The organism is Streptomyces sp. TRM64462, assembly GCF_013362995.1.
Lineage (GTDB): Bacteria > Actinomycetota > Actinomycetes > Streptomycetales > Streptomycetaceae > Streptomyces.
Genome location: NZ_JABWDV010000321.1, coordinates 1 through 11,123, shown reverse-complemented (window position 1 = coordinate 11,123; position 11,123 = coordinate 1). Strand labels below are relative to the sequence as shown.

The window sequence follows — 11,123 nt, the reverse complement described above, 5'->3', positions numbered from 1 at the left end:
CCACCGCCAGGTACCGCTGTTGTGTGCCGGTCAGCCGAACACGGCCGGGTCCGGGCCGATGCGCCGTCCCTCGTCGAGGGCCGCGAACGCCGCGAGGTCGTCGGCGTCCAGCTCGAAGCCGAGGACGTCGATGTTCTCGCGGATCCGGGACGGCGTCGACGACTTGGGGATGACGATGTTGCCGAGCTGGAGGTGCCAGCGCAGGACGGCCTGCGCCGGTGTGCGGCCGTGCTTCCGCGCGACCGCCACGACCGCCGGGGCCTCCAGCAGCCCCTTGCCCTGGCCGAGCGGCGACCACGCCTCGGTGGCGATGTCGTGGCGGGCGTGGAAGGCGCGGGACGCGGACTGGGCGAGCTGCGGGTGCAGCTCGATCTGGTTGAGGACCGGCACGACGGACGTGGCGTCCATGAGCCGCTCCAGATGCCCGGGCAGGAAGTTGGACACGCCGATGGCCCGCGCGCGTCCGTCCGCGTAGATCTTCTCGAACGCCCTGTACGTGTCGATGTACGTGTCACGGGCCGGAACCGGCCAGTGGATCAGATACAGGTCGACGTACTCCAGGCCGAGCCGCTCCAGCGACGCGTCGAAGGCGCGCAGCGTGGAGTCGTAGCCCTGGTCGGTGTTCCACAGCTTGGTGGTGACGAAGACCTCGTCGCGGGGGATGCCCGACGTGGCGACGGCCCGGCCGGTGCCGCGCTCGTTGCCGTAGACGGCCGCGGTGTCGATGCTGCGGTAGCCGGCTTCCAGGGCCGTGGCCACCGTCGCCGTGGCCTCGTCGTCCGGCACCTGCCAGACTCCGAAGCCGAGCTGCGGCATGGTGACACCGTTGTTGAGGGTGCGGGACGGGACCTTGCTCACGCGGTCGCTTCCTTACGTCGTCGGTCGGCACTGCCTTCGTTCGCTCACACGTGAACGAACGGCTCCCGGATCGCGTTCCCGCCCGCCCTCACCACCGCGCTACTCGGCCGCCCTCTCCATGACGCGGAAGACCCGCGTCCACCGGTCGTCGTGCAGGCAGGTGTTCATCGGCTCGACCAGACGCGTGTGATCGGGGTCGGTGCGCCACCGCTTCACGGCTTCGAGGCTCTCCCACTCGCTGGTGAGCAGCCACTGGGCGGAGTCGTCCATCGAGCGGCACAGCTGTTCGCCGAGATGTCCGGGGAAGCGCACGGACCGTTCACGCACGCCGCGGTAGGCCCTGACGAAGTCGGCTTCCCTTCCTTCCCGTACGCGCAGCAGCCGGACGACCCGTACACGTTCCATGTCCTTCACCCCGGCCGCCGCCCGTCAGGCCGGGTCGAGGACGACCGGCAGCTCCGCCAGCCCGCGGAAGGCGGGGAACGGCACGGTCAGCCAGCGGGCGTCCTCCGGTGCCACGCCCATGGCCATGCGCGGGAACCGCGTGAAGAGCGTGGTGAGCGCGATCTGCATCTCCATACGGGCCAGGGGCGCGCCGATGCAGTAGTGGGGGCCGTAGCCGAAGGCGATGTGGGTGGCCTGGACGTTCGGGCGCGTGACGTCCATCCGGTCCGGGTCGGCGAACACCTCGGGGTCGCGGTTGGCCGCGGTGATCGAGATCTGGACGAGCGCACCCTTGGGGATGAGCGTGTCGCGGATGACGATGTCCTCCGTGGCGTAGCGGAAGGTCGAGTTCTCCACGGAGGTCTCGAGCCGGAAGATCTCTTCGACGGCCTCGGCCGTCGCGCGCGCGTCCTGGAACGCCAACCGCTTCTGCTCCGGCTCGGTGAGCAGATGGTAGACGGCGTTGCCGACCTGGTACGCCGTCGACTTGTGCCCCGCGAAGAGCAGCACCCACGCCGTGGAGACGAGTTCGTGGTCGGTGAGCGCGCCCTCCTGGTCCCTCGCCGAGACGAGTGCGCTCAGCAGGGCCCCGTCGGGCTCCTTCCGCTTCCGTTCGATGAGGTCCACGAGGTAGTCGCGCAGATTGCCCTCGGCGACCTCCAGCGCCTTGCGCGCCTCCGGGCCGAAGCCGGTCTGTGCGACGGTGGCGGACCACGCCTGGGCCTGCTTGCGTTCGTTCTCCGGGACGCCCAGGAGTTCGCAGATCACGTGGAGCGGCAGCGGGAAGCAGAACTCCGGGAGCAGGTCCATGGGTTCCGATGTCGCGCACCGGTCCAGCAGATCGTCGGTGATCTTCTGGATGCGCGGACGCAGTGATTCGACCCTTTTCGGGGTGAAGGTGCTGCCGACGATCCTCCTGAGCCTGGTGTGCTTGGGAGGGTCGGAGAAGAGCATGTTGTCGTCGAGGGCGATCGACGAGTCACCGAAGATGCGGTGGTAGGCGTCGATGGCGCCGTACATGTCCTTGCTGAGCCGGGGGTCGGCCAACGCGGTACGCGCGTCGTCGTAGCGGGTGATGAGGTATGTCTCGACACCGTGCGGGGGTGACAGCGGGCATACCGGAGCCGCCTCCCTGAGCGTGGCGTACACGGGATGCGGATCGGCGCGGAAGGCCTTGGTGCAGGCGGACGCCTCTGCGGCGGCCTTCTCGGACGACATTTCCTCGGATGCGAACGCTTGCGTCATGAATGGTCCCGGGGGTCGAGCTGCCGGCTGGTCAGTGCCAACGATTTCCCGTGCGGCGACGTGAACCAAACGTCGCTGGACCATTCGGGTCGGCCTCCGTATGAAGGACGTACTACCTGTTGACCCGGTCGGCCCAGCACAGGCGCGCCCCGGTCGCTAGGGCTCATTCCGCTTGGTAGACACTCGCTGACAGAGCCGGTCCCCCACTCACGGACCTGGCATTGCCGGATGGGTAAGGAAACGAGTGAGCGGACGCGCAGCACAATCGGTACCGGTTCTCATCGTCGGCGGATCTCTGGTGGGCCTTTCCACCTCGGTTTTCCTGGGGCGCCTCGGCATCGAGCACATGCTTGTGGAGCGGCATGCCAGGACGTCGACGCACCCCCGCGGCCGTGGGAACAATGTACGGACCATGGAGATTTTCCGGACCGCCGGACTGGAGACGCGCATCCGCGAGGCCGCCTCGGCTCTCGCCGGGAACGAGGGCGTTCTTCAGGTGGACACCCTCACCGGTGACCGGCGCCGCTGGATCATCGAGGACATCTCCGCGGGTACGGACATGTCCCGGATCAGCTCGTCGAACTGGTGCCTCTGCAGTCAGAACGACCTCGAACCGGTGCTGCTGAACCACGCGCGTCACCAGGGCGGCGATATCCGCTTCGGCACGGAGATGGTCTCCTTCACGCAGGACCGGGACGGAGTGCGGGCCCGGATCATGAGCCGGGACACCGGTGAGATGTACACCGTGGACGCCGACTACCTGGTGGCGGCCGACGGACCCAGAAGTCCTGTCCGCGAATACCTCGGAATCAGCCAGTCAGGTCCGGGCGAGCTCTTCCACAATGTCAGCATCACTTTCCGGAGCAAGGCGCTCAAGGAATACGTCGGGGACAAGCGGTTCATCGTCTGCTATGTCACCGACGCGCTGGGAGAAGGCGCTCTGCTGCCCGTGGACAACGAGGAACGATGGGTGATTCACGCCCCGTGGTTCCCCGACCGCGGCGAAGACCTGGAGGACTTCAGCAACGAGCGCTGCGCGGAGCACATCCGCGCGGCCGTCGGCGTTCCGGATATCGATGTCGAGATCACGGGAAAGGCGCCCTGGCACGCGTCGAACCGGGTCGCGGACAGCTACGGGCAGGGCCGGGTCTTTCTGGCCGGTGACTCGGCCCATGAAATGCCGCCGACGGGGGCGTTCGGCTCCAACACCGGAATTCAGGACGCACACAACCTCGCCTGGAAACTGGCCGCGGTGCTCCGCGGCTGGGCCGGCACGCCCCTGCTGGACACCTACCAGCGGGAACGGCGTCCGGTCGCGGTCGCGACGAGCGCGCGCGCGTGCCTGCAGGCGGCCGAGGAGCAGCACCCGGGATTCAGCCCGGCGGCGGGCAGGAACAACGACCCGGCGGATCTCATGACCGTCGCGCTCTGCTACCGGTACGCGTCGGATGCCGTCGTGGGGGCAGCGCCGGACCGGCCGGTGGTCCCCGAGAGCTTCGGGCTCGGCGGCGAGCCGGGGAGCCGCGCGCCCCATCTGTGGGTCATGAGGGGCGGCGTGAGGATCTCCACGCTGGATCTGTACGAGCGTTCCTTCGTCGTCCTCGCCGGGTCCCGGGGCCGGATGTGGCGGGAGGCGGCGGCGAAGGCGTCCGGCGCCCTGGGCGTTCCCGTCGAGGCGTACCTCGTGGGGCACGGCCCTGAGCACGACCTCGTCCCCGAGGCGGACGCCGACTGGGCGCGGTCGCACGGTGTGGCCGACGACGGTGCCGTCCTCGTACGCCCTGACGGCTTTGTCGCGTGGCGAGCGCCCGCGGCCACGCCGCACGCCGACCGCGTCCTGACGGACGTGCTACAGACCGTGCTGTGCCGCGGCTGATCACCCACCGAAGTCGCCGAGAAGAGGACATCGCCATGACGTTCGTACGCACCTCCCAGCTCCAGGATCCGGACGACGCGGCGGACGGCCGCACGGCGCCGCGGGCCCCGGCTGCGGCCCACGCCGGCGGGCCGGCCGCGGGCGGCCGGGTGGACGTCCACCACCACTTCACCGCGCCGGCCTGGCTGGACTGGGCGGAACAACGCGGCGTCGTCCACCGAGAGAAGCTGCCGTGGTGGACGCGGTGGGACCTGGACACCGCCGTCGACGTCATGGACAGGACGGGCATCGGCACGGCCGTCATGACGGTGGCCATGCTCGGACGGCTCCGGGAGCGTGCGGAGCGCCAGGAGAGCGCACGGGTCGCCCTGCGGGCGGCGGCCGACGTCGTCGCGAGCCGCCCGGCACGCTTCGCCTTCTTCACGCCCGTGTTCCTCGACGACCTGGAACTCTCGCAGTGGAGCCTCCGGTTCGGTCTCGACGAGCTCGGCGCCGTCGGTGTGAGCACGCGCACGAGCATGGACGGTGTCTATCTCGGTGACGACGCGCACGACCGCCTGCTGAAGGAGCTGAACGAGCGGTCCGCGGTCATCAGCACCCACCCGATGGAGGTGCCGGCGGGGAAGGACGGTGGTGCGGGACTGCCGGGAATGCCGCCGTTCGTCTGCGACTTCCTCATGGACACCACACGGGCCGCCATCAACCTCATCAGGAACGGCACCCTGGACCGCTATCCGAACCTCACGTTCATCCTTCCGCACGGAGGGGGGTTCCTTCCCTACATGGCCACCCGGCTCGAACTCTTCGGCGGTCATCTGACGCCCGGGATCGAGCCCGGCCGGGTCCGTGACTATCTGCACCGCTTCTACTTCGACACGGCGGGCCCCATGTCCCCCTCGTCGACGCCCACGCTGCTGGCCACCGTGGACCCCGGCCGCATCCTCTTCGGCACGGACTGGCCGCCCACGCCCGCGCAGGTCGTCACCGAGGTCGCGGCGCCCGCGCTGGACAGCGATCCCGCCCTCTCGGAGCGGCAGCTCCAGGGCATCAACCGGGACAACGCCCTCCGTCTGATGCCGGCGCTCGCCCGCCTCTGACGGACTGACGGACGCGTGACGGACTGACGGACGCGGAAGAAGGCCGCTGCTCGGGCGCAGCGGCCTTCTTCCGTGTGCGTCACCGGTGCGTCACCGGGCAGCCTGGTCCCGCTCCCAGCGGTAGAAGCACCGCGCCATGGCGTCCTTCGGGCCGCGCCAGGTCTGCGGGTCGTACGGGCTGACGTACGCTTCGAGCTTCCTGGTGATGTCGCGGAACTCGGGGTGGTCGGCCACCTGCGCGATGGCGGGCCCGGGGTCCTGCTCGGCTTCGATGTAGTGCATGTACACGTCGCCGAACTGGAAGAGCCGGCGCCGGGTCACACCGACGAGGTGCGGGAGCTCGCCGCGGTCGGAGGCCGCGAAGACCTCGGCGATGTCCGGAGCCGACTGCGGGGCCATCCGGGCGACGATCAGGGCGTGGTGCATGAGGTCTCCTTCCGCGACGGCGTCGCTCAGGCGGGTGTGATGGGTGCGGTACGCCGCTCGTCGGCCACCTGCTCGATGCGGTCGCGGATGAGAGCCATCTGGATGGGCGAGTTCCGGTTGATGATCTCCGTCATGCCGGCGTCGTCGACCGGGGCGTCGGGCTTCATGGCGAAGTCCTGTGTCCAGTGCATGCGGGTGCCGTCCGGGGTCTCCTCGTACGTCCACACGATGTTCATGTACTCGAAGGGGCCGGGTTCGACCCTGCGCGCGCGGACGGTGAGCTGGTCGCGGTCGGTGACCCGTTCCGAGACCCAGCTCCACACCTTGCCGTTCTCGTCGGGGTGCATGGTGAGGCGGAAGGTGACCGTGTCGCCCTGGCGGGACAGCACGTCCACCGCCGCGTACTCGCTGAACAGCCGCGGCCATCGGTCGAGGTCGTTGGTCATGTCCCAGACGAGGTCGAGGGGCGCGGCGATGGTGATCTCGTTCTCGGTGTGTCCTGCCATGTCAGGCTCCAGCCGTGAGAGTGCCGTTGACGAGGTCGAGGAAGTCGCGGGGGCTCTTGCAGCGCTCCGCGTCCGTGGGGAGCGCCCGGCCGTGCCGGTTCTCCAGCTCGCCCACGATGCCGAGGAGGCCGAGCGAGTCCAGCCCGAAGTCGGCGAAGGGCGTCTCCATCCGGCGGGCGAGTTCCTGCGGGTCGACGGTCACCCCCGCGGCCTTCTTCATCAGGGCGGCCAGTTCTTCGACGGTCACTTCGGTGTTCATGCGTTCTCCTTGCCGTAGGGGTGAGGGGTGCGTGCTAGGCGGCCGGTCCCGTGCCGCGGCGCAGGACGAGCGCCGCGTTGGAACCCATGAGTCCCCGGCTGAGGACCAGGGCCGTGCGGAGCTCGGCCGGGCGTGCCGTGGAGGTCACCAGGTCGATGTCGTGGCAGACGTCGAAGACGTTGGGTGTCGGCGGTATCTGCCCGTGCTCCATGGCCATCACGGCGGCCGCGATGTCCAGCAGGGGTGCCCCGCAGTAGGACCGTCCGATGCCGGTCTTGGGGGCCGTGACGGGCACTCGGGTGCCGTGCGGGCCGAGGGCGTCGGCGATGGCGAGTGCCTCGGCGCGGTCCGCCTCCGGTACGCCCATGGCGTCGGCGAAGACGACGTCGATCTCCTCCGGTGCGCAGCCGGCCTCGTCGAGGGCGCCGCGGACGGCGTGCGCGAGTCCGTCCCGTGACCGGTCCCAGCGTGAGGCGCCGGTGAAGGTGGCGGCGTGTCCCGCCACGGTGGCGCGGACGGCCGCGTCACGGCGGTGCGCGCGGTCCGCGTCCTCGACGACGAGCACGGCGCCGCCCTCGGCGGGCACGAAGCCGCAGGCCGCCCGGGTGAAGGGGCGGTAGGCGCTCGCCGGGTCGTCGACGGTGCTGAGCTCGGGGTAGCCGAGCTGGCAGACCATCGAGTACGGGGCGAGCGGGGCCTCGGCCGCGCCGGCCACGACCACGTCGATGCCCCGCCGTACGGTCCTGACGGCGTGCGCGACGGCGTCAAGGCCGCCGGCCTCGTCGCTGGCGACGACTCCGCAGGGGCCCTTGAAGCCGCCGCGGATGGATATCTGGCCGGTGCTGGCCGCGTAGAACCAGGCGATGGACTGGTAGGGGCCGACGTGGCGGGATCCCTGCCCCCACAGCTTCTGCAGTTCCCGCTGGCCGAACTCGCCGCCGCCCGATCCGGCGGCGGTGACCACACCGACGGAGTACGGTGAATCGGCGGCGAGGCCGCCCAGTCCCGCGTCCTCCAGCGCGAGACCCGCGGCGGCCATGGCGAAGTGCGAGAACCGGTCGGTCTGGACGAGGAAGGTCTCCTCGATGTACGCCGAGGGGTCGAACCCCCGGACCTCGCCGGCGACCCGGAGCGGCAGGTGTCCGCAGCCCTCCCGGGTGATCCGGTCCAGTACGCTCACGCCCTCCTTGACGGACTTCCAGTAGGTCTCCGGGTGGAGCCCGTTGGGCGCGACCACACCGATGCCCGTGACCGCGGTGCGGGGTCGGGTCCGTTGAGCAGTCATCGCTTCCTCCCGCCCGGGCCCGTCAGGAGCACCGCGGACTGGAACCCGCCGAAGCCGCTGCCGACGGAGAGCACGTTGCGGAGCTTCCGGGGGCGTGCGGTGCGCGGTACGTAGTCCAGGTCGCACTCGGGGTCCGGTGTCTCGTAGTTCGCCGTCGGCGGCACCACCTGGTGGGCCAGGGCCAGCACGCAGGCGACGACCTCGATCGCGCCGATCGCGCCCAGGGAGTGGCCCACCATGGACTTGATCGAGCTCATGGGCGTGTCGTAGGCGTGGGCGCCCAGGGACCGCTTGACCGCTGCGGTCTCGTGGCGGTCGTTCTGGCGGGTGCCCGAGCCGTGCGCGTTGACGTAGTCGATGTGGGTCGGGTCCACGCGGGCGTGGTCGAGGGCGGTGTCGATGGCGCGGGCCATCTCCAGGCCCTCACTGGTGAGCCCTGTCATGTGGTAGGCGTTGCCGAACGTGGCGTAGCCGCTGATCTCGCAGTGGACGGGGGCGCCGCGGGCACGGGCGTGTTCGAGTTCCTCCAGGACGAGCACCGCGGCGCCCTCGCCCATGACGAATCCGTCCCGGTGGGCGTCGAAGGGCCGGGAGGCGTGCGCGGGGTCGTCGTTGTTCGGCGACGTCGCCTTGATGGCGTCGAAGCAGGCCATGGTGATCGGGGAGATCGGGGAGTCCGACGCTCCGGCGACGCAGATGTCGGCGCGGCCCTCCTCGATGGTGTGGAAGGCGTAGCCCACGGCGTCGAGTCCGGAGGTGCAGCCGGTCGACACGGTCTGCACCGGCCCCTGGGCTCCGAAGTGCTCGGCGACGACGGAGGCCAGGGTGCTGGGCGAGAACGCCAGGTGGAGCTGCGGGTCGGCGGCGCGGTGGTCGACGTCCCAGCGCCGCCCCCGTTCGCTGACGAGGACGTAGTCGTGCTCCAGGCGGGTGGTGCCGCCCACGGCGCTGCCGAGGGAGACGGCCACCCGCCAGGGGTCCTCCTCGGCGAACCGGATCCCGCTGTCGGCCACCGCCTCCGCCGCCGCGGCCATGGCGAACTGGATGTACCGGTCGGCGCGTTCGACCAGCTCGGGTGCGAGCCCGTGGTCGTACGGGTCGAAGTCGCACTCGGCCGCGATCCGGGAACGCAGCCCCTCGGGGTCGAAGAGCGTGATGCCCCGCGTCGCGGTGCGGCCGGCGGACAGCAGGTCCCAGAACGCCGGCACGCCGATGCCGCCGGGGGCGACGACGCCTAGACCGGTGACCGCGACCCGCCGGGTCATGAGGGGACCTCACGTCGTTCGGACCGCGTGTCCTCCTCCTGCACGAGCGGATACGGCTTGAGGTCCTCGCCGCCCTCCAGGGTCTCCGTGTCGACGTGGCCGAGGCTCGGTTTCGGCGCCAGCGGGCCCAGGTGGAAGACCATCCGGGCGTCCACGTCACCGGTGTTGCGGAAGCGGTGCCGCATGTTGATGGGGATCATGAGGCCCTGGTCGACGCGGAGCGGGAACGTCTCGTCGTCCAGGTCGACTTCCAGCTCGCCGTCGACGACGTACACGAACTCCTCGGAGTAGGGGTGGTAGTGCTCGCTGATGCGTTCGCCGGGCCGCATGATGGCCAGGCCCATGAACCCGCTGGTGGCACCCACCGTGACGGGGGTGAGCAGGGTGCGCAGGTCGCCGCCGCGCTTCCGGTTGGGCTCGGTCTCGCTCAGGTCCACGATGCGCGGGCGCGTCTTGTGCATGATCCGACTCCAGGTTGAGCGGTGGGGATGTTGCCGGGGATGTTGCCGGTGCGTGTTGCCTGTGGGTGTTTGCCGGTCGGGTGCTGCCGGGGAGGTCGTCCGTGCGCTGTCAGGACTGGGGAGCCCGGCGATCGGTGATCAGCGTCATGTCGGCGTGCGCCAGGAGGCGGGTCGCGTCCCGTTCTCCCGTGAGCGGTCCTGCCACGCCGAGTGCGGCACCGTCGAGCAGGCGTGCCAGCACGGCCGCCTTCCGCGTGCCGTGGATGCCGAGCGCCCTGACCGGATCGGTCTCGGGGTCGCCCGACACGTCGATGAGCCGGACGACGATGTCGTCCCGGTGGAAGACCGTGCTGCGGTGCACGGCGCAGGCGGGATCGTCCGCGGCGGTCTCGTCCTGCTGGGAGAGCAGCCGGGCCAGCGCCATCCCGCAGCCCTCGCGAGCCGGGTAGTACAGCGCGTGGCGCCGCACGTCGGCGGGTTCCGGGCCGCCGCGTGCCACATGGTGCACGGCCGGCATGGCCGCGCGGGTGAAGAAGGCACGTGCGGACTCGGGGTCGGTGAGGTCCCTGGCCTGTTCCAGGTACGGATTGATGGCTTCCTCGACGGCCCGCACCTCGGGCTGACGCGCGACATGGCGCAGGGCCGTCGGCAGGTCGCCCCGCACCTCGACGGCGCGTACGACCCGGTTGCCGTGCATGAACAGCGTGGTGCGGCAGAGCTGCGTGGAGTCGTCGACGCGGGACTCCGGCGGCGCGTATCCGGCGAGGATCTCCGCGACCTTCGACTCGGAGCCGGGCTTGACGGTGAAGGTCAGCGCGTGGCGCGTCAGTCCGTCGCCCGTCCGCGCGGCGGCCGGTGTCCCGCCGGTGGTGGCCGCGGTGGGCGGCAGGGCGTGGCCGGTCTCGCGGAGGACGCTGTAGCGCATCGACCGGGTGTCACGGACGCAGCGCTGCATGGGCCTGACCGTTTCGAGGTGCTCCTCGCTGTTCACCCAGGCGAGGAACGGCGGGGCACTCGCCCATTCACTGGCGATGAGCCACTGGGACGGGTTCTCCATCGACTGGCACAGCTGGTCACTGAGGTGACCGGGTACGGACGCGACTCGGCTGCGCATCTGCTCGTACGCGTCGAGAAACTCCTGCTGGGTGCCTTCGTGGAGGTCGACGAGCAGGAGCACCCGCAGCCTGGTGCCGTCGAACGCCGACTGGGATATGCGTGGTGAAGTGGTCATCCGGCAGACCTTCCTTACGACGCGAGAGCAGCGGCGACCGCCGTTTCCGGTTACCCGAACGGCGCTCGGCCCTGGGCCTTCATCGTGGGTCGGTGCTGCGGACTCCGCGAGCCACGCGGGCCGATCGAGGGAACCGCCGGCGGGAGAACCGCCGGGGGCGGGACGCGACG

General features: G+C 70.4%; 12 protein-coding genes. 2 read left to right on the top strand and 10 right to left on the bottom strand.

Annotation, left to right across the window (positions count from 1 at the left end; genetic code table 11):
• Positions 1-30: 30 nt before the first annotated feature.
• From HTZ82_RS15835 to HTZ82_RS15825, 3 genes are all read right to left on the bottom strand, one after another.
• Complete coding sequence (locus tag HTZ82_RS15835) at positions 31-858, bottom strand: aldo/keto reductase (protein ID WP_175410029.1); 828 nt, start codon at positions 856-858, stop codon at positions 31-33.
• 99 nt (positions 859-957) lie between these two features.
• A complete protein-coding gene (locus HTZ82_RS15830; protein ID WP_175410028.1) occupies positions 958-1,263 on the bottom strand; it encodes an antibiotic biosynthesis monooxygenase in 306 nt (101 codons plus the stop codon).
• Between the two features lie 24 nt (positions 1,264-1,287).
• The gene (locus HTZ82_RS15825; protein ID WP_175410027.1) at positions 1,288-2,547 is read right to left on the bottom strand and encodes a cytochrome P450; all 1,260 of its coding nucleotides are present in this window, start codon (positions 2,545-2,547) and stop codon (positions 1,288-1,290) included.
• A 244-nt stretch (positions 2,548-2,791) separates the two neighbouring features.
• Between HTZ82_RS15825 and HTZ82_RS15820 the strand changes: the two genes are divergently transcribed.
• Both HTZ82_RS15820 and HTZ82_RS15815 read left to right on the top strand, forming a co-directional pair.
• The gene (locus tag HTZ82_RS15820) at positions 2,792-4,423 is read left to right on the top strand and encodes an FAD-dependent monooxygenase (RefSeq protein WP_175410026.1); all 1,632 of its coding nucleotides are present in this window, start codon (positions 2,792-2,794) and stop codon (positions 4,421-4,423) included.
• 149 nt (positions 4,424-4,572) lie between these two features.
• Positions 4,573-5,520: an amidohydrolase family protein gene (locus HTZ82_RS15815; RefSeq protein ID WP_309235508.1), complete on the top strand. Its 948-nt coding sequence runs from the start codon at positions 4,573-4,575 to the stop codon at positions 5,518-5,520.
• Positions 5,521-5,610: 90 nt separating this feature from the next.
• Here HTZ82_RS15815 and HTZ82_RS15810 read toward each other — a convergent pair whose 3' ends face one another.
• From HTZ82_RS15810 to HTZ82_RS15780, 7 genes are all read right to left on the bottom strand, one after another.
• Positions 5,611-5,946 carry a TcmI family type II polyketide cyclase gene (locus HTZ82_RS15810; RefSeq protein ID WP_175410024.1) on the bottom strand — a complete coding sequence of 112 codons (336 nt, stop codon included), beginning with the start codon at positions 5,944-5,946 and terminating at the stop codon, positions 5,611-5,613.
• A 26-nt stretch (positions 5,947-5,972) separates the two neighbouring features.
• Positions 5,973-6,452, bottom strand: coding sequence for an SRPBCC family protein (locus tag HTZ82_RS15805; protein WP_175410023.1), 480 nt, complete (start codon positions 6,450-6,452; stop codon positions 5,973-5,975).
• Position 6,453: 1 nt separating this feature from the next.
• On the bottom strand, positions 6,454-6,711 hold the full coding sequence (locus HTZ82_RS15800; RefSeq protein ID WP_175410022.1) for an acyl carrier protein: 258 nt from the start codon (positions 6,709-6,711) through the stop codon (positions 6,454-6,456).
• Positions 6,712-6,745: 34 nt separating this feature from the next.
• Complete coding sequence (locus HTZ82_RS15795; RefSeq protein ID WP_175410021.1) at positions 6,746-7,996, bottom strand: ketosynthase chain-length factor; 1,251 nt, start codon at positions 7,994-7,996, stop codon at positions 6,746-6,748.
• Positions 7,993-9,261 (bottom strand): beta-ketoacyl synthase, encoded by a 1,269-nt coding sequence (locus HTZ82_RS15790; RefSeq protein ID WP_175410020.1) that lies wholly within the window; start codon positions 9,259-9,261, stop codon positions 7,993-7,995. The genes HTZ82_RS15795 and HTZ82_RS15790 overlap by 4 nt, the downstream gene beginning before the upstream one ends.
• The gene (locus HTZ82_RS15785; RefSeq protein ID WP_175410019.1) at positions 9,258-9,722 is read right to left on the bottom strand and encodes a cupin domain-containing protein; all 465 of its coding nucleotides are present in this window, start codon (positions 9,720-9,722) and stop codon (positions 9,258-9,260) included. The genes HTZ82_RS15790 and HTZ82_RS15785 overlap by 4 nt, the downstream gene beginning before the upstream one ends.
• A gap of 109 nt (positions 9,723-9,831) precedes the next feature.
• The gene (locus HTZ82_RS15780) at positions 9,832-10,953 is read right to left on the bottom strand and encodes a SchA/CurD-like domain-containing protein (protein ID WP_175410018.1); all 1,122 of its coding nucleotides are present in this window, start codon (positions 10,951-10,953) and stop codon (positions 9,832-9,834) included.
• Positions 10,954-11,123: the final 170 nt, after the last annotated feature.

Bases quoted from the DNA above. Each gene is read 5' to 3' on its own strand.
- HTZ82_RS15825 (WP_175410027.1), bottom strand. From the start codon at position 2,547: ATGACGCAAGCGTTCGCATCCGAGGAAATGTCGTCCGAGAAGGCCGCC.
- HTZ82_RS15790 (WP_175410020.1), bottom strand. From the start codon at position 9,261: ATGACCCGGCGGGTCGCGGTCACCGGTCTAGGCGTCGTCGCCCCCGGC.
- HTZ82_RS15800 (WP_175410022.1), bottom strand. From the start codon at position 6,711: ATGAACACCGAAGTGACCGTCGAAGAACTGGCCGCCCTGATGAAGAAG.
- HTZ82_RS15795 (WP_175410021.1), bottom strand. From the start codon at position 7,996: ATGACTGCTCAACGGACCCGACCCCGCACCGCGGTCACGGGCATCGGT.
- HTZ82_RS15830 (WP_175410028.1), bottom strand. From the start codon at position 1,263: ATGGAACGTGTACGGGTCGTCCGGCTGCTGCGCGTACGGGAAGGAAGG.
- HTZ82_RS15805 (WP_175410023.1), bottom strand. From the start codon at position 6,452: ATGGCAGGACACACCGAGAACGAGATCACCATCGCCGCGCCCCTCGAC.
- HTZ82_RS15810 (WP_175410024.1), bottom strand. From the start codon at position 5,946: ATGCACCACGCCCTGATCGTCGCCCGGATGGCCCCGCAGTCGGCTCCG.
- HTZ82_RS15780 (WP_175410018.1), bottom strand. From the start codon at position 10,953: ATGACCACTTCACCACGCATATCCCAGTCGGCGTTCGACGGCACCAGG.
- HTZ82_RS15785 (WP_175410019.1), bottom strand. From the start codon at position 9,722: ATGCACAAGACGCGCCCGCGCATCGTGGACCTGAGCGAGACCGAGCCC.